Here is a 17,686-nt window from a genome sequence, read left to right as displayed (position 1 = left end):
CGGGGGCCGATGGTGTGACTGGCCCGACGGGACCAACGGGCGCCGATGGCGCTACTGGATCTACAGGACCGACCGGGTCAACTGGAGTCGACGGCGCTACTGGACCCACAGGGCCAACGGGAGCAACAGGCACTGACGGCGCTACTGGACCCACGGGGCTGACTGGTCCAACTGGCGCCGACGGCGCTTCTGGATCTACGGGATCGACCGGGCCAACTGGCGTCGATGGCGCTACTGGCCCCACGGGATCGACCGGGCCAACTGGCACCGATGGCGCTACTGGCCCCACGGGACCGACTGGACCGGCTGGCGCTGATGGCGCTACTGGCCCCACGGGACCAACTGGACCGGCTGGAGCTGACGGCATTACTGGACCCACAGGGCCGACTGGTCCAACAGGTGCTGACGGTGTTACGGGTTCCACCGGAGTAACTGGACCAACGGGACCGACTGGTCCAACGGGTGCCGACGGTGTTACTGGCGCTGACGGTGCTATGGGTTCCACAGGAGTGACCGGACCAACTGGCGCCGACGGCGTTACTGGTGCCATCGGCGCGACCGGACCAACTGGTGCCGATGGCGCTACTGGATCCACGGGGCCGACCGGGCCAACGGGCGCTGACGGCGCTACTGGATCCACAGGACCAACAGGAGCAACAGGTACTGACGGCGCAACGGGTTCCACCGGAGCGGCTGGTCCAACTGGTGCCGATGGCGCTACTGGATCCACAGGACCAACAGGAGCAACAGGTACTGACGGCGCAACGGGTTCCACCGGAGCGATTGGTCCAACTGGTGCCGATGGCGCTACTGGATCAACGGGGCCGATCGGGCCAACGGGCGCCGACGGCGCTACTGGATCCACAGGACCGACCGGGTCAACTGGAGTCGACGGCGCTACTGGACCCACTGGGCCAACGGGAGCAACAGGCACTGATGGCGCAACGGGTTCCACGGGACCGACCGGGCCAACGGGACCAACTGGCACTGACGGCGCAACGGGTTCCACTGGAGCAACCGGTTCAACTGGCGCCGACGGCGCCACCGGACCCACGGGGCCGACTGGGCCAACTGGTGCTGACGGCGCTACCGGACCAACGGGACCAACTGGCACTGACGGCGCAACAGGTTCCACCGGAGTGACCGGACCAACTGGCGCCGATGGCGCTACTGGACCCACAGGACCGAATGGTCCAACTGGCGCCGATGGCGCTACTGGATCCACGGGGCCGACTGGGCCAACGGGCGCTGACGGCGCTACTGGATCCACGGGGGCGACAGGAGCCACTGGCACTGACGGCGCAACAGGTTCCACCGGAGCTACCGGACCAACTGGGCCGACAGGCGCCACTGGCACCGATGGCGCTACTGGACCCACAGGACCGAATGGTCCAACTGGTGCCGATGGCGCTACTGGATCCACGGGGCCGACTGGGCCAACTGGCGCTGACGGAGCTACTGGATCCATGGGGGCGACAGGAGCCACTGGCACTGACGGCGCAACGGGTTCCACTGGAGCAACCGGTCCAACTGGCACCGATGGCGCTACTGGACCCACTGGGCCGACAGGCGCCACTGGCGCCGATGGCGCTACTGGATCCACGGGGCCGACCGGGCCAACTGGCGCCGACGGCGCTACTGGACCCATAGGGCCGACCGGGCCAACTGGTGCCGACGGCGCTACCGGACCAACGGGGCCGACCGGCAATACGGGCGCTACTGGCGCTACCGGCAACACGGGACCTACCGGTGCAACGGGGCCAAACTTTGCTACCAATGGATTCTCCGGGCGAATTAATGCGGTATCCGTCAGCACCTCCGGACAGCTGGTCAACTGGTCGACGGCCAGCCCCTATTTCGGCAATGCCAACTTTAATGCCACAACCGGCACATTCACCGTCCCGACGGCTGGCCGATACTCCATCAAAGCAACGATTAACTACTCCACAGCGGCAGCGATTACCGTTCAACTGGGGGCAGGCGTTAACCCTGCCTTCACCGTGCGCAGAATTACGCCCAGCACAACGGATTTTATTACGGGGATTTTCCCGATCCTTAACGTCAACATCGCGCTTCTTCTTACTTTGCGCACCATTCTTGGAAGCGGCTCTATTAATATCACAGGAGACGTTACTCTGAACGCAAACGATCAGATCGGACTCTTTTATGTCGCCAACGGACTTACAATCAATCTCAATCTCGGCGGCTCCGGCAACGAGGGCATCGTCTGGTCCGTTCACCAGCTCTCATAGCCGACTGCCTCCTATCGACTCACGAAAGAAAAACCCTTCCGGCTTCAATTATGAAGCAGAAGGGTTTTTCATAATTACGCAAGCATAGATCAGATCCCCAGACTCAGAACGGCAAGCTCAAATTAAATTCAACCCGTACCGTATTCCCCTCGAACCGGACTTCCTTCACTTTAACCAAATCTCCCGTCGGAAGATCAAGGTCGACAATAATCGTCTCCAGCATGTCTAGAGGCAGGTCGATTCCCTTGATGGATAGCGACTGCGGCCTCAGCGCAAGATTAGGATCCTGCCACTCCAGCCGATACTCCGCCCGGATCGCCATCGGCACGCGGTCCCGATACTTCACGTTCATATTCGCGATCAACCGGTCTCCTTCCAGGTCGAACAACGCTCCTTCTACGACAACGTGTTCGCTCACGTTGGGATCCAGATTCTTTTTGATCAAATTATTAACGTCCGCTTCCGTCAATATCAGTTCCGGCTTAAGCTGCTTGATCATATCGGTCGCTTTCTCGCGAATGTTGATATTCTGATAGGACAAGTCCAATTCCTCATCGGGAGCAATATAGGACAGCAGCCACCATGCTCCTCCCGCAGCCAGCAATAGCAGAATGACAATGACCGCGAATAACCTTTTTAACACTTTCCCCATGCTCGGCTCCCCCTCTCCCAATCTCTCGCCCATTCCGCACGGCAAAGTGGTATAATGGTTGACAACTATCTCGGCTGCCCACTTACGGCAACCCATTCCCTATTCAAAAGCTAGAAAGAAGGTTCGTTCGTTATGAGCACACAATCGCTGCATCGCATCGGTCTGGAAGAAATCATGCAAGCACATATGCACCTGAAGGATGTCATCGTTCGCACGCCCCTCCAATATAACCGCGTACTATCGGAGAGATACAACTGTCAAGTATGGCTAAAGCGCGAGGATCTCCAAATTGTACGTTCGTTCAAAATAAGAGGAGCCTACCATCTCATGCGTTCTCTCGCTCCCGAGGATGTCGCCAAGGGTGTCGTCTGTGCCAGCGCCGGCAATCACGCCCAAGGCGTCGCTTATTCGTGCCAAACTCTCGGTATCCCCGGCAAAATCTACATGCCGAGCACCACTCCGCGTCAAAAGGTGAAACAAGTCTCCTTCTTCGGCGGCGATCAAGTTGAGGTCATTTTGACCGGCGATACCTTTGACGATGCCTACTCGGAAGCGATTGCGGAGAGCACTCGCAGCGGCATGGCGTTTATCCACCCCTTCGATGACCGCAAGATTATCGCGGGCAACGGCACCGTCGGTCAAGAGCTCATGGAGAAGGCGGAATCTGCGCCCGATTTTATTTTCGTTACGGTAGGCGGCGGCGGACTGGCGGCGGGAGTGGCCTCCTATATCAAGATCGTCTCTCCCGCCACCCAGATTATAGGCGTTGAACCGGAAGGAGCCCCCTCCCTTCGCGCGTCGCTTGATGCAGGAGAGGTCGTCCCGTTGGAGCAAATCGACAAGTTCGTGGACGGCGCAGCCGTAAAGCGAATCGGCGACCTGACCTTCGCCATTTGCCGCGATCTGGTCGACGATGTCATCATGGTTCCGGAAGGCAAAGTTTGTACGACGATGCTGGATCTGTATAACGAGAACGCGATCGTCGCCGAGCCCGCCGGAGCTCTGCCAATCGCGGCGCTTGACGCTTACCGCGACCAGATTGCGGGCAAAAACGTTGTCTGCGTCGTCAGCGGCGGCAATAATGACGTCGACCGCATGCAAGAGATCAAGGAACGTTCGCTTATCTACGAAGGATACAAACATTATTTCATGGTCAGCTTCCCGCAGCGCGCAGGAGCTTTGCGAGAGTTTCTGGATCAGGTGCTCGGTCCAAACGACGATATTACCCGCTTCGAGTATACGAAGAAGTCGAACAAGGACAACGGTCCGGCATTGGTGGGAATCGAGCTCAAGCATCGCGAAGACTATGAGCCGCTCATCGACAGGATGGCCAAGAAAGGCTTCCAATTTTTCGAGCTGAACAAGGATCCGGTTCTGTTTAATCTGCTCATCTAACGATTATCCCGGCATTATGCAAGAGGGCTGCAACTCGACATCTTCCCATGATGCGAGGGTTGCAGCCTTTTTTGTTATAAGCTATTACCAGGCGTAAGCCTTCGGAGCGTCCCCGCCCGGGCCAGGGAAAATCTCGTCGATTCGGGCCAGCGTCGATACGTCCAACTCCAACTCCACGGCCCGCAGCGAACGCTCGAATTGATTAAGCGTCCGAACGCCGATGATCGGCGCCGTTACCGCCGGGTTAGAGAGCAGCCAGGCAAGCGACACCAGATCTTCCGGCTCGCCAAGCTCGTCGCACAGCTTCGCGTAGGCTTCCAACTGCTCGCCATGCTTGTCCAGCCGCTTTTGATCCCCGCTCCGGCGTCCGCCGTCCTTGCGACGATGGTTGCCCGCGAGCAATCCCCCGTCCAACGGGCTCCACGGAATGACGCCAAGTCCCAGCGCTTGCGATGCCGGCAGCACTTCCAGCTCCGGCAGTCGGCACAGCAGATTGTATTTGTGCTGTTCCGAGACAAGACCCAGCACGCCCCTTGCCTTTGCTTCTCCTTGCGCAACCGCAATATCCCATCCGGCAAAGTTGCTGGAACCGACATAACCGATCTTCCCTTGCTGCTGGGCCGTTCCGAACGCGCTCCACAATTCGCTCCAGTTGACGTTACGATCCACATGATGCATCTGGTACAGCTCGATGTGGTCAGTCTGCAGACGCTTCAAAGAACCTTCGAGATGACGCCTGATTTTGTAGGCGGACAATCCTTGGTCTCGGTTAGGTCCGTCATATGCGTCATGCATGTCGCCATACACTTTAGTAGCTAGTACCGTGCGCTCCCGTCTGCCGTCCCCCTGCTTGAACCACTTGCCGATGATCTCTTCCGTGCGGCCGGAATTCTTCCCCCAGCCATAGATGTTAGCCGTATCGAAGAAGTTGATTCCCGCATCAAGCGCGGCGTCCATGATCTTGAAAGCTTCCTGCTCGTCGGTATCGACCCCGAAATTCATCGTGCCCAGACATAGTCGGCTAACCCGCAATCCCGATCGGCCCAGATAAGCATATTGCATTCATAATCGCTCCTTCGCCATAAATGATAAATTCGTGGATATTAATCCAAGTATACAAAAAAAATATAAAGGATCCAAACCGCGTTCACTCGGGCTTTACAGTCGACCGCTAAACTTGGGGTCAGGAGGTGTGTCCATGCTTTATCCAGCTCATTACCGTCAACCGAAAATTTTGATTCTGTACGCCTCTTACGGAGAAGGACATATCCAGGCGGCAAAGGCGCTGAAGAACGCCATGGAGCAGTTCGGCAACGATCGCACGGTTCTCTACGATCTGATGGCGGAATCCCATCCGTGGCTAAACGGAGTGACGCGCCGCTTCTACCAGAGCAGCTACACGCATATGCCGCATCTTTACGGCTGGATGTACGACTTCACGAAGCCGATGAAACACGATTCGTTGTTCGGCAGTTGGCTTCACTCTTTCGGTCAACATAAGATTCGCCAGCTGTTGGACCAAGAACGTCCGGATGCGGTTATTTATACATTCCCCATCTATGCAATGGGATCCTCGCGCCAAGGGCGGAGCACTCGCCAGATCCCTTCCTACGCCGTCATTACCGACTTCGACCTGCACCGGAGATGGGTTCACCCCGTCGTCGACCGTTATTACGTAGCTACGGAGGATCTCCGAAGCGAGCTGCGCGGAATCGGCATCCCTAAGCGGAAAGTGCGAGTCAGCGGCATCCCCCTCAAGCAGGGCTTCGCGGCTGCCAAGGCTACGCCCGAGCTCTACCGGAAGTATGGGCTCTCTCCCTCCATGCGAACCGTGCTGATTATGGCTGGCGCCCAAGGCGTTATGCCGAACGTCGCCGCGCTTTGCGAAAGCCTTCTTGAGGACCCCGCCATTCAATTGGCTGTCGTCTGCGGCAGGAACGAAGAGCTCCGCGCAGACTTGCTAATGCGTGTCCCGGGGCACGACTCCTGCCCAAGGCTGCATGCTTACGGCTTCCAACATGCTATACACGAGTTAATGTCGCTTGCGGATTGCTTGATTACGAAGCCCGGCGGCATTACGCTTGCCGAAGCGATCGCGATCGGACTCCCAACCTTCATCTATCGCCCCGTTCCGGGTCAGGAGAAACAGAATGCACGTTATCTCGCATCGAAAGGGGCCGCATTCGTATCCTATGACGCCAGCTCCATGACCGACCAGCTTCGAGCGTTGATTCACGATCCCGAAAAGCTGGGCGCCTGCCGTCACAATATCATGAAACTTCGCGCACCGCTCCATGAGACTATGCAGTCCGGCGAACATTATTCAACGATGACAGCGAATGCAGCGGAATCCATTATTTTGGATATAATAACCAATAGGGGTATAATGGAACGTATTTCAATCTTCTAACTGGCAAAGGAGCTCGAAACGTGCCTACACAATCCAAACGTTGGTTCGGGGCGGAAATGAGCCTCATCTCGCTCGTTATGTTTATCGTGGAATTTGTCCGGGGAGCCGTGCTCGTCAGCTTGCTGCCCATCTATGGAGCGAATTCGCTGGGCCTCTCGCCCGACGTTATCGGAGCGGCCATCTCCGCTCACTATATTACGGATACGATTCTTAAGATTGCGATCGGTTACCTGCTCGACCGCTTCTCCGCGCGGCTTATTGTTCAGGTCAGTCTGATCATCGCGCTTGCGGGCGTCTATGCGCTGCAATTCGCGGATGTTGCATGGATGTTCATTGGCGCTTCCGCAGTCTATGGCATCGGCATGTCGCCCATTTGGATCGTCTGCTTGACCAAAGTGACGGAGGAGCACCGCGCTACGCAGATGGGCTTCCTCTATACCATCTGGCTGTTCGGTCTTGGCAGCGGCCCGATCGTGTGTAATGTTTTGCTCGACTACAGCTCGTCCCTCACCTACTTGCTGCTCGTCCTTCTTTCCGTGCTGGCTTGCCTGCTCTCCTTCTTTATGCCCACGCAGAAGGCGCTCACCGGCACGACCCGAATTCCGCTGGGAAGGCAAGTTGCCGTGCTCAAGGAACGGCTGGTCAAGATGAAGCTGCTGCTGCCCGGCATGATTTTGCAGACGATGGCCGCCAGCATGCTGATCCCCATCCTGCCGGGCTTCGCGGCGGACGAGCTTGGTTTGAGCGGCGCTCAATACTCCATTCTGCTTACTGTCGGAGGATTGTTTGCCGTGGCCGGTCTCATCCCGATGGGCAAGCTGTCCGATAAGCTTGGAGGAGGACGCTGGTTCCTGGTCATAGGCTTTGGCGCCTTCGCTATCGGGCTGTACGTCTTGGCATTGGGGCTTACGTTCTGGTATTGTTTAGGTATTGCGATCATCCTCGGCTTGTCGTATTCGACGATTCTGCCGACTTGGAACGCATTGCTGGCCACTTACGTACCTCCTAAGCAAGAGGGCGTTGGCTGGGGGCTCTTGTCCACGTTCGAAGGGGTCGGCGTCATGATCGGACCCGTGGTCGGCGGCGTGCTTGCCTTATGGGGCGGCGAGTCGGCCGTGTTCTGGACAAGCGCCGTCATTTTCGCGTTCATCGGAATATTCTATGCTTCATTAAAGGGGATTGGGGCTAAATCATGAGTACATGGCAAGACTGGTTAAATCATCTCAAAAACATGGATATCGACAGCATACAGCGCACGCTCGAAAGTTATTCGCAATTCGGGCCGCTGCCCGGCCTTCTTCTCCCGTTTATTGAATCCTTCTTGCCGTTTCTGCCGCTTATTCTGATTATCGCGGCCAACGCCAATATTTACGGACTGGGCTTCGGCTTCCTGTTTTCCTGGATAGGCGTGACCGCCGGAGCATTATGCGTCTTTTTGATCTGCCGCGCGCTTGGCAAGAACGTCAAGGATAAGCTGATGAGAAGATTCCCCAAATCCGAACGATTCTTCAATTGGGTCGAGCGCAGAGGTTTCACTCCTTTATTTTTGCTTGCCTGCTTCCCGTTCACGCCTTCCGTTATCATTACCGTGATTTCCGGACTCAGCAAAGTGCCCTTTCATACCTTTCTCCTTGCCACCCTGATGGGCAAGGCTGTCATGATCTTCTGCATCTCGATCATCAGCTTCGACATAGCCAATCTCGTCGAGGAGCCTTGGCGGATCTTCGTCTCCGTTACAGCTGTGCTAGTCATGTGGTTCGGAGGCAAAAGTCTGGAGAGCCGTTATCAGGTTCACGGTTAAGCAGGTGAAGCAATGAATTGGGCCGACATTGCAGCCACGACATTTGTGCTTCTTATCGCAGGCACGCTTATCCTCGCGATGTTCTACATCGTTCGCGTCGCTTCGGGGGAATCAGAGGGCTCTAAGACGATTCGGGACATGGTCGAGACGTTGTTCGGCACGCCGGCCCATCTGCGGGGCGGAGACGATTCCGCCTCGGGCGAAGGTTCAAGCGGTGGAAGCAGGCTTGCTGGCGCATCGACGCAGCTTCCCTTCCGCGAACCTTGTCCCGCTTGCGGCGAGGAAGTAACCGAAAACGATGTCAACTGTCCTTCCTGCGAGCTTAGACTGCTGTAATCCCGCCGATTCCTCTCCGGTACTCATACATTGTTTCCTTCCGTGGCAAACTAAGGCCGATCTTCCTTGGGAGATCATATTTCCTGAAGAAGAAGGGGCGATTTTCATGTCCGGCAAACAACCATCACATCTTCAGAAAGCGGCCAGCAAAGCGCAATCGATGGCGGACCGCGGCGCGGCAGGCAAGAAGCGCGCCAGCGAGCTGCAATCCGACGCTGACCGCGCCGCCGTACCCAAGCACGGCTTATAGTCTCTGCAATCGCGGCGAACAGCACGGGCAGCACTCCAACCTGTACCATAGGAGGAATTGGGCATCATGAGCAAGGAAGATAAGGAGCAGCACCGAATGGAGCCGATCTCCGGCGAGCACGTAGAAGCCGACGGCGTTTACCGCAACGAGTGGGGACGCGACGAGCGGTTGGAGCGAGGCGACGTTTTCCCCGCCGATCCTATGTTGGGCACGACGGAGTGGAAGCAAGTGGAGCTTGAGTTCGATAACCATCATGAGGGACGGACGGATCCCCGCCTTGTGCCGCATGATGACGACGATGATCCCGAAGCGCACATGCAGCATCCGAGACGGCATAAAGGCAGCAATAAGGATCAGGAATAAACACGAAATGGCGCTGCCAGGGAGCTCCCTGCACCGCCATTTCTGTCTTTTGTTCTAATTATAGAATAAGCTCGCCGACCGGCTCCTTTTCAAGATTTAAGTCGGCGCCATCGATCTAAAGCTCGCCGACCGGCTCCTTTTCAAGATTTAAGTCGGCGCCATCGATCTAAAGCTCGCCGACTGGCTACCTTTCAAGATTTAAGTCGGCGCCATCGACCTAAAGCTCGCAGACCGGCTGCCTTTCAAGATTTAAGTCGGCGCCATCGATCTAAAGCATTCGAATACCGAAGTTCTATTTGGCGATAAAACAGTTATGACGCTGCCTACCTCATGCTTCCGAAGCAGCTTTGCTTTGCAAAGCTGGAGGTCGCTCATCTCTGAAAGGCCTCAATAGAGGTTTCTATAGTTAATGCCCATCAGCCAACCTCTCCGGCATCCACCTGCAGTTTGCTCCTCGCGACTTCGATCCCGTTAACCCATAACGTGAACACATGATTGCCGGCGTAATGCTTGCGTGTGGTCAGATCGGCGAACCGATGCGTACGCTCTCCTTCAACCCGCTTGCCGCCTTGCCATTCCCGATCGGATAACAGAAACCGCTTGAGCGAAGTGCTGCCGCTCGACTTCACGAAGTCGATGCCGTATTCCACTCGCAGCTTAAGAGGCTCGCTGCCCTCTCCCCTCTCCGCGGTCGTAAATGCATATCGGAGCTGGACCTCTCCGCCGAGTACTATACTCTCCTCCGATAGCGTAAGGGTAGCGTCCGTAATAAGGCGGCCGCCGACCGTTCCCGCTTCCGTATAGCCGAACAGCTCCATAACGTCCGGATCAGCGCGTTTGATTAACGTTCTGCAAGCATGCCGAACAATCCAGTCCGTAAGCGGGTTATGTCCCTTCCAGCGCTTCGCCGTGGCAATAACAAGCTCCGGATGGTCCTTCGCAATATCATTGAGATGGTTCGCAACGCTCTTGCGCACATACAGCGCCGGATCTGCTTTAAGCTTCTCCAGCACGGGCATAACCGGTAAAGGATCCCGCTTGAACATCGGCAAAGCAGGAGCCCATGGCAACCTTGGACGCGAACCTTCGCTGGCGAGACGTCTCACATGCTCGTTCGGATGCTCCGCCCAGATCAGCAGCTGCCTTACCATCTCCTGTGGATGATCAAGGATGAACGGCCTGACGGCGAATTCGGCCGAGGATCGCTGCGTAAATCTCTCCAGCGCCTCCATCGAATGAGGGAAGTCCTCCTCCTTCCTTCCGAACACTTCAACAAAATCGGGGAAAAACAGATAAGGAAAGCCCGTGCAGGCCTCGTCCACCAAATACAGGACATCCAGCGCCTCGCGGTAATTAGTCGGCAACGCTTCTCCCAGAGATTCCGTTATTCGACGCATTCTTGCTTTCAACTCCAAGCTCTCCCAGTCCCCTTGGCGAGTCTGCCTGAGGAATCGATCACTATCGAAGGGTGGCCAAACATCCTTCATCCGTTTTGCAAACCCTTCGAGAAACAGGCCGTCATATATATGTTTTAATGGTTCCGCCATGACTTTTCAGCTCCTATTTCGCCCTATGCATAAGGGATCATACGTTCCGATCCAGTATACCATACATACGTTCGCGTTCGAAAGGACGAATGCGGCTCGAGTTTAGGATAGCTGTTGTTTGAGCGCCTCGGGCATTTGAATTCGATTGTCCCGATACAGCTCTTTGGTCTTGCGCGGAACCACCGGTACGGTGATCGCCATCGAATCATCCCCCTTCCGAACCGAAGCGGTCAACCACATTCCGTCCGGCTTAAGCGTGACAGCAGGCAATGCCTGTTCTTCTCCCAGCGAAAGGATAAAGATCCATACGGCCTTATCCAGTGCGTGGAAATCAAATTCCCGCTCCTCTCCCGACGCAATTACATAATCGAGGTTTACCCCGTCAGCCGTACGCTCCGCATGGGCGGAGAGCGGGCCGTACCCAGAGTTGTCCAGCACCGCTTCCACTTGCAGGGCCGTTGCTCCGAGCTGCGCCGCGAGTCGCGCGCCATCTTGAACGACAGGTATATCCAGCGCAGCTGCGTCGCCCCCAATTAGCAATCGAATGCGTAGATCCTCGGCTCTGAATCTGCCGTTAATGATATCGAGATCCTGATGCCAGGCTCCATTATCCGTCGCCAGGTTAAAGCTGAACAACACTTGCTTGCGCGACTGCACACCGGTAAATATGGCGGAGCAGAAGTCCTTGCCGTCCTTTAGAAACTGCAGCTGGACAGACACGGTCTTCCCGTCTCCGGCGTTGACGTAGCCGATCAAATTGCGGCGCTGGTTCCACATGCTTCCGCTGCTGAAACTGCCCAGCGTCAGCGCCTCATTCTGATAGGTGGTTGCATAAATTTGATAGCCGGTCTCCGCCGCAAGCACCGTCGGCTCTGTATAATAACGCTCCTCCGATAAGTCGAATAAGGAACGATACTTCTCGGGACAACGGGGACCGGATGATTCTATCGCCAGTCCGTTTTCCAGAAACTCCCGTTCAATAGGGCGAAGCGCCGTTCTGTACGTCCGGCTATGCGGTCCTCCCCATGCGCCCGTCGCCGCATGATAATGCCTCCCGATCATAAACCACGCAATGTCCAGCAGTTGCCCGGCAATCTCCACGGCGTCTGCCGAGCTCGATTGCGAATAAATGACCTGAAGTTCTTCAATCGCAATAGGCGTATAGCATGGGCTGTTATATTCCGAGAACGTGCCAATTCCCGTTGTATAGACATGAAACCTTCTGAGACGCCGCTCTCCATAACTTCTAAACTCTTCATTCCCCAGCACTTCGCCGCCAAGAAGCGTTACCACCGCCCCCATGATGGCAATGTTCGTATAATGAGGCCCGACATCCCGAATCATGATAGCCCTGCAAGCGTGATGCACAGCGTCTCGGAGTTTCGACAGAAGCGGCTGCGGAAGGAGCTGCGCATTATTTTTTAGAATCAGCAGCAGCTTCTTGCCATGAAAGTCGGCCATATTCCAGTCGGGACGATCCATCTCATCTAACGTCTCCTCATAGAAGTACGGCCAAATCCCATAAGTCGCCCGTGTCGAATCCGGATCCTGACAGGACATCACCACCTCCAGAATGGCAGCAGCCTTTCGTATATAGTCCTCGCCCCCATACTGAAGCAAATCATACGCATAACAAGTAGACGGATACAGCGCGTAGACAAAGGGATGCGCATCCGGCTTCAGCGCCGTATGATATGTTGCCGTCAGCGGAGTGCGGACAAGCTTGACCCGAGCGTCATAGTTTATTTCCGCTTCATGAATCCTGGCCGCCAGTTCGGCATTGCGCATGATCGATCTCTCCTTCTCCGTTATCTTCTAATGCGATACTCCCCGGAAGAAAGTTCTTTTGTCCCATTTCCATAAACGAACGTAGCAGATACCCCTTGCGGAAGAATAACGTTTATATATTCCTGATCCCACGAAATTTCCAATCTTCCGTAAGGGGTTTGATGCCATGCTCGGAACTCGCCGATGTCCGCCGGGATATGGGGGGTTAATCTGACGTGCTTAAATCCCGGGTTGTTGTCGTCAATATTGAATCCTGCGAGCGCCTTGTAATACCACGCGCCAATTTCGGCGAACATAAAATGATTCATCGATGAACCGCCGTACCAGTTCTCGCCCAACGTCCCCGCGCATATGCCTGCCAGGTGCCCCCAGCCCGGAAAATCCACTTGTGACGCAATTTTATAGGCAAGGTCAAACCGGCCATTGTTTGTAAGTACATCCAAAAGCATTTTCGAGCAAAACATGCCTCCCATAATATGATCATCCGCTAATTCCACTGTTCGGATCAGGTTATCCAGCGTTGCGGACACGTCCTCTGCAAGACCGAAATAAAGCATCATTGCATAAAAAATCTGACTGTCCGTCCGAATAGCGGCAAATTGCTTTATAAATGCTGATTTTATATCATTCGAAAGCTCTGCGGCCTGCAGCTCGCTTTCTTCCTCGTGCAGAATCCCGGATATCTTCCGGAAAATATCCGCCATGTAATAAGAATAGGCGGTAAGCAGCGATTCTACCGGGAATGCCGGCGCAACCGAAGGCGCAGACCAGTCGCCTAGACCGATCCGGCAAATGCCATTGTCGAGAATGGATTGCAGATAGCCGATATATTTTCCCATTGGCTCATAGTACTGGCGTATATATTCGACCTTCCCCGTGTATCGATACAACTCCCAGGGAATTACGAATAAAGCGGCATCCCATGTAGGCCCGCACAACATGTGATCATATCCCCAACTGCTTGTCGGAGCGATGCAAGGAATACGGCCGCTTGGACGTTGGCAATCTACAATATCATCCAGCCATTTGATATAGGCTTCGCTCATTTGAAAGTTGAACAGCGCCTGTTCGCAAGCCAGATGCGCATCTCCGGTCCAGCCGTTTTTTTCGCGATGCGGACAATCGGTTGGAATATGATGAAAATTAGTCAAAGTAGACCGGCGCACGGCTGCCTGAATTTTCGCAACGAGGGGATTGTCGCATTGAATGCCCCCTGCATCGGATAGATCGGTATGGAAACAACGAGCGACAATCTCGAGCGACTCATACTCTCCATGGACTCTTGCATAACGGAAGCCGTTGTAATTGAACTCGCTATGCCAGGTCTCGACTCCCTCGCCCGATAAGATATATTCGTCGCATTGAAATCTGTCATCATAAACATGTTGTTTATATCTTTCCAGGTCCGGAGTCGCCGTAGATCTCAACAGCTCGAAATATTGAATCGTCACTTTGCTGCCTTGCCGTCCGGTTACTTTAATTTCTACATTTCCCGAAAGATTGACGCCGAAATCATAGATGACAGGCAATGGGCTCGGCACAATAGCCACGGGCTCAATAAGCTCCCTCACCCGTATAGGAGAAATCTGCTGCTCTTTCATCACGCCTCCAGGCGCTGGCGCGATGGAGGGTTTCTCCCATCTATCGATCTTGAATCCCGCATCGAACGTTTCGCCGCATCGCAAGGAATTATAGCTGGTGCCGCTCCGGGCGCATTCCCAGGTTGTATCCGACACCAAAAACAATTGCCCGTCCATGTACAATTCCGCAATCAATCTCGGCTGTGCGCGCCATGCCGCGTGTTCGAACTGCCATGCCGAAGGCTGCAATTCATTGTACCAGCCGTTGCCCAATGTAACCTCGAGCTCATTGACCCCTTCCGCCAAATAGTTGTCCACCTCGTAAACGTTAAACAAGACCGTTTTGTCGTAAGCGGTAAACGCCGGCTGCATAATATCGTCGCCGACACGCCGTCCATTTATGTTCAACACATAGAAGCCTAGTCCGCATATACGAATTTGCGCTTTTTTAATGCCGCCGGGCATTTGAAACTTTTTTCTGAAGACAGGCGCTGCATGATCGGGACATCCGGTATGCGTAATCCATTTTGCTTTCCATGCTTGGTTGACATTCATTGCTTCACTTTCTTTCATCGAGAATCACTCCTGCTGCTCCTGCCTCTGCTCCCGGTACTCCGAAGGGGTGAGCGCCGTAAGCTTCTTGAAGATGCGAATAAACGTATTGACGTTGCTGTAGCCGACAGCTTCCGCAATCACCTTGATTTTCTCATCGGTTTCCATCAACAGCCGCTTGGCTTGATTGATTCGCAGGTTCATCAGGTAATCAATAAAGTTGCTTTCCGTCTGCTCCTTGAACAGCCTGCTCAAGTGAGACACGCTCACGCGCAATTCGTCGGCCAACAAATTCAGCGACAGGTCGGCTCTGCCGAAATCCCTGTTAATATAGTCCAGCACCTTGACGATCAGATCGCTTTTCTCCCGTTTGCCGCGTTTTGTCCGAATCAGATCCATGTACTCGCGAAGCATGGTCAAGATGAAACCCTTCATCTCATCCAGACTGTCGTACTGATTCAGGGCATCGCTCATTTCCTGCGGCATGCGGAATTGCTCCGGCTCGATGCCCGCTTCCCCTGCCACTACGGCAGCCTTCATCAAACATTGCAGATTCAGTTGGCGAATCATCTCCGGAGGCACTCCGTATTGGGTGAAAGCCTCGAACCAGCGGTCCGTCTGCGCCTTCAGCTTCTCCCCGTCCAGAAGCTTTAATGAATCCATCATCCCGTCCGTCATCGCCACCAACCGGTAATATTGAGCGGACTCGTCGCTTTGCACATCATCCCGGGTGATCACCATATTCGAGCCCAGAATCAACCGATAAGCCAACACGTCGCATGCTTGCTTGAAGGACTGACTGATTTCCCCCGCCGATTCCGCCAGCCCGCCCACGCCGATCGTAACCGTGCGCTTGAAGTTTTCAGCGACATAATTTTTGATCAAATCCGCCACAACGCTGGCTCGAAGTTCGGCTTCCACGCCGCTATCCTGAAAGCTCATCAGTATAGCGCAGCAGCCGTTTTCCAATTCAATAGCCACGCCTTTGCCTTCCGCCTGGATCAACTCCTCGGCTACATTGCATAGCGCGTAATTGTACAGATGCGTATCTTGGGCGGTCAAACTTTCGTTACGCTGGTCAAATTCCGCCACCATCACGACAAACCGGTTCATATCCAGCTGAATCCCCAACATACCCATGTGCTGCCTTGTATTGGAGATATTGATCTTGGAATCGGACAGCAGCTCTATGACCAACTGCCATTTTAGAATCGGCTTTGTCTCTCGGACCTGCTGCTGCAACTGCTCGCTGTTGACCAGGAAATCCTCGAACCGGGACTCCAATATTCGAAATCCGTCTCCTTCCGCTTCCCCTGTGTGCCCAGGAGTTACGGCATTCAATCTGGAGGAGATCGTTCCCAGAAATCGGTTCAGCGGCTTGAACGTCCATCTGCCTACGGCAAGAGCCAGAACAGCCGCCGTTAACAAGATCAATCCGGACAGAACGGCCAGCGTATTGCGAATCACAGTCAACGGTTTGTTGAGCTCGATCTCCGAGACGATTCTCGTAATTCTCCATCCGGTATACGGATTCACCTTGTAGAAGACGATAGAATCTTTGTTCTCAACCTTGGCATGAAAGTAGCCTATGCTCTTACCCTCCGAGGCCATCTGCGCCACGAAAGGCGTGGAGCCCATGTTCTCCCCCAGCTTGGACTCGTCGGGATGGAGCACTACCAGCCCCCCTTTGTCCAGCACAAGATTCAGGCCTTGAGCATCCCCCTCGTGATGGATCAGAGGCAGCAGCATCTCTTCCTTCAAATTAAAAGCGATGGCTCCCTTCCTTGCGCCCGTGGAATGAATCAGCGGATAAGTCCGAACGAACGACACCACATTACGATAAATTGGAAAGTTGGAATTGCTGATCAACAGCTTGCGACTTGCCAACCAGTTGGAATAACCGTCGAATTGGGCGAACTGTCCGATCCAGGCGTAATCCTTGAGCCTCATCTCCTCCGTCAAGATATCTCCCGACACCAGCCTGTCCTGGGAATAAGAGTAGATGTCTACGGAGAACAGATATTCATTGCTGCGGATTAGTCTGTCGATGTGACTGCCGATCCGATAGTCGTTTTCGGTTCGTTCCCCTTGAGGCATACTATCGTCAAAAAACGTTTTGATTTCATCGTATTGAACCAGCTGGATGGCTTCGTTGTCGATGCTCTTCAGCACCAAATCCAGCTTCTGCTCCATATGATCCAGGAGCTCCACATTCGTTCTGACGAGCTGGTCCTTAAGATCATTGGTGAAAATAAAATAAAACAACACGGCCGACACGGTTACGATCAGGAACAGGAACATGATCAGACCTGTAATTATTTTTTTCATCCATCGGCTCTGTACACTCTTCATTGTCCCGTTCCTTTCGTGCGGTTGCTATTTAAAGTCGGTTTTGTTCCCCTCGTACCATTCCTGAGCCATGGCCTCTGCGTCTTCCCCGCCCAGGCGCGTCCATTCCTTGCGAATTTCCTCCAGCCCCCATGCCGACGTATACTGGCTGCCCTGCATCGTCACCTTGGCGCGAATCACCTCGATAAAAGGTTTCAACGCCGTCTGGATATCGTTCAGCTCCGTAAAGTTCGGCTGATACGGAATATCCCGGCGAAACTTGTTCCGAGTCGCCGTCTCCAGTCCCTTCTGGCTCAATGCCGCCAGCCTCTGGGAAATCTCGTCAGGCGCCGCCTTCACCAGCAGATCCTCGGGCGAGAACTTCGCATCCCGCACAACCGCATATTCGCCCGCATACGACACTTCTTTTTT

14 protein-coding genes and 1 pseudogene are annotated in these 17,686 nt (G+C 54.7%); 8 read left to right on the top strand and 7 right to left on the bottom strand.

Annotated elements, in window-relative coordinates; genetic code table 11:
* Window positions 1–2,252 (top strand): beta strand repeat-containing protein (locus B1748_RS37785; RefSeq protein ID WP_373271326.1); only part of this gene is annotated, 2,252 nt, incomplete at its 5' end.
* A gap of 103 nt (window positions 2,253–2,355) precedes the next feature.
* On the opposite strand, the gene B1748_RS35805 is transcribed toward B1748_RS37785, so the two are convergent.
* Window positions 2,356–2,904, bottom strand: a complete 549-nt coding sequence (locus B1748_RS35805) for a hypothetical protein (RefSeq protein WP_087572752.1) — start codon at window positions 2,902–2,904, stop codon at window positions 2,356–2,358.
* 132 nt (window positions 2,905–3,036) lie between these two features.
* On the opposite strand from B1748_RS35805, the gene ilvA reads away from it, so the two are divergent.
* Complete coding sequence (gene ilvA / locus B1748_RS35800) at window positions 3,037–4,299, top strand: threonine ammonia-lyase IlvA (protein ID WP_087572751.1); 1,263 nt, start codon at window positions 3,037–3,039, stop codon at window positions 4,297–4,299.
* A gap of 84 nt (window positions 4,300–4,383) precedes the next feature.
* On the opposite strand, the gene B1748_RS35795 is transcribed toward ilvA, so the two are convergent.
* Entirely contained in the window at window positions 4,384–5,361 is a 978-nt protein-coding gene (locus B1748_RS35795; RefSeq protein ID WP_087572750.1) for an aldo/keto reductase, read from the bottom strand.
* Between the two features lie 136 nt (window positions 5,362–5,497).
* Here B1748_RS35795 and B1748_RS35790 point away from each other — a divergent pair, with 136 nt between their 5' ends.
* The 6 genes from B1748_RS35790 (at window position 5,498) to B1748_RS35770 (ending at window position 9,459) form a co-directional block, all read left to right on the top strand.
* Entirely contained in the window at window positions 5,498–6,709 is a 1,212-nt protein-coding gene (locus B1748_RS35790) for an MGDG synthase family glycosyltransferase (protein ID WP_087572749.1), read from the top strand.
* A 20-nt stretch (window positions 6,710–6,729) separates the two neighbouring features.
* On the top strand, window positions 6,730–7,905 hold the full coding sequence (locus tag B1748_RS35785) for an MFS transporter (protein ID WP_256976155.1): 1,176 nt from the start codon (window positions 6,730–6,732) through the stop codon (window positions 7,903–7,905).
* Window positions 7,902–8,510 (top strand): TVP38/TMEM64 family protein, encoded by a 609-nt coding sequence (locus B1748_RS35780; protein WP_087572748.1) that lies wholly within the window; start codon window positions 7,902–7,904, stop codon window positions 8,508–8,510. The genes B1748_RS35785 and B1748_RS35780 overlap by 4 nt, the downstream gene beginning before the upstream one ends.
* Before the next feature lie 12 nt (window positions 8,511–8,522).
* Entirely contained in the window at window positions 8,523–8,846 is a 324-nt protein-coding gene (locus B1748_RS35775; RefSeq protein ID WP_087572747.1) for a zinc ribbon domain-containing protein, read from the top strand.
* 106 nt (window positions 8,847–8,952) lie between these two features.
* Window positions 8,953–9,096, top strand: a complete 144-nt coding sequence (locus B1748_RS37145; RefSeq protein ID WP_179216006.1) for a hypothetical protein — start codon at window positions 8,953–8,955, stop codon at window positions 9,094–9,096.
* 66 nt (window positions 9,097–9,162) lie between these two features.
* Window positions 9,163–9,459 (top strand): transposase, encoded by a 297-nt coding sequence (locus tag B1748_RS35770; protein ID WP_087572746.1) that lies wholly within the window; start codon window positions 9,163–9,165, stop codon window positions 9,457–9,459.
* A 416-nt stretch (window positions 9,460–9,875) separates the two neighbouring features.
* Here B1748_RS35770 and B1748_RS35765 read toward each other — a convergent pair whose 3' ends face one another.
* The 5 genes and pseudogenes from B1748_RS35765 to B1748_RS37140 form a co-directional block, all read right to left on the bottom strand.
* Window positions 9,876–11,006, bottom strand: coding sequence for a DNA alkylation repair protein (locus tag B1748_RS35765; protein WP_087572745.1), 1,131 nt, complete (start codon window positions 11,004–11,006; stop codon window positions 9,876–9,878).
* 102 nt (window positions 11,007–11,108) lie between these two features.
* Window positions 11,109–12,794 (bottom strand): hypothetical protein, encoded by a 1,686-nt coding sequence (locus tag B1748_RS35760; RefSeq protein WP_087572744.1) that lies wholly within the window; start codon window positions 12,792–12,794, stop codon window positions 11,109–11,111.
* A gap of 20 nt (window positions 12,795–12,814) precedes the next feature.
* Window positions 12,815–14,947: an alpha-L-rhamnosidase gene (locus tag B1748_RS35755; protein WP_087572743.1), complete on the bottom strand. Its 2,133-nt coding sequence runs from the start codon at window positions 14,945–14,947 to the stop codon at window positions 12,815–12,817.
* Window positions 14,948–14,953: 6 nt separating this feature from the next.
* A complete protein-coding gene (locus B1748_RS35750) occupies window positions 14,954–17,254 on the bottom strand; it encodes a helix-turn-helix domain-containing protein (RefSeq protein WP_179216005.1) in 2,301 nt (766 codons plus the stop codon).
* A 48-nt stretch (window positions 17,255–17,302) separates the two neighbouring features.
* Window positions 17,303–17,686, bottom strand: a pseudogene (locus tag B1748_RS37140) (extracellular solute-binding protein); the annotation flags it as partial.

It is taken from the genome of Paenibacillus sp. MY03, assembly GCF_002165585.1.
Taxonomy (GTDB): Bacteria; Bacillota; Bacilli; order Paenibacillales; family Paenibacillaceae; genus Pristimantibacillus; species Pristimantibacillus agaridevorans.
Note: the sequence above shows the minus strand (reverse complement) of the source record. Positions and strands in the feature narration are given on the sequence as shown.

What these genes read in the sequence shown, in the direction of transcription:
- B1748_RS35805 (WP_087572752.1), bottom strand. Translation starts at nt 2,904, where the DNA reads ATGGGGAAAGTGTTAAAAAGGTTATTCGCGGTCATTGTCATTCTGCTA.
- ilvA (WP_087572751.1), top strand. Translation starts at nt 3,037, where the DNA reads ATGAGCACACAATCGCTGCATCGCATCGGTCTGGAAGAAATCATGCAA.
- B1748_RS35795 (WP_087572750.1), bottom strand. Translation starts at nt 5,361, where the DNA reads ATGCAATATGCTTATCTGGGCCGATCGGGATTGCGGGTTAGCCGACTA.
- B1748_RS35790 (WP_087572749.1), top strand. Translation starts at nt 5,498, where the DNA reads ATGCTTTATCCAGCTCATTACCGTCAACCGAAAATTTTGATTCTGTAC.
- B1748_RS35780 (WP_087572748.1), top strand. Translation starts at nt 7,902, where the DNA reads ATGAGTACATGGCAAGACTGGTTAAATCATCTCAAAAACATGGATATC.
- B1748_RS35775 (WP_087572747.1), top strand. Translation starts at nt 8,523, where the DNA reads ATGAATTGGGCCGACATTGCAGCCACGACATTTGTGCTTCTTATCGCA.
- B1748_RS37145 (WP_179216006.1), top strand. Translation starts at nt 8,953, where the DNA reads ATGTCCGGCAAACAACCATCACATCTTCAGAAAGCGGCCAGCAAAGCG.
- B1748_RS35770 (WP_087572746.1), top strand. Translation starts at nt 9,163, where the DNA reads ATGAGCAAGGAAGATAAGGAGCAGCACCGAATGGAGCCGATCTCCGGC.
- B1748_RS35765 (WP_087572745.1), bottom strand. Translation starts at nt 11,006, where the DNA reads ATGGCGGAACCATTAAAACATATATATGACGGCCTGTTTCTCGAAGGG.
- B1748_RS35760 (WP_087572744.1), bottom strand. Translation starts at nt 12,794, where the DNA reads ATGCGCAATGCCGAACTGGCGGCCAGGATTCATGAAGCGGAAATAAAC.
- B1748_RS35755 (WP_087572743.1), bottom strand. Translation starts at nt 14,947, where the DNA reads ATGAAAGAAAGTGAAGCAATGAATGTCAACCAAGCATGGAAAGCAAAA.
- B1748_RS35750 (WP_179216005.1), bottom strand. Translation starts at nt 17,254, where the DNA reads ATGAAAAAAATAATTACAGGTCTGATCATGTTCCTGTTCCTGATCGTA.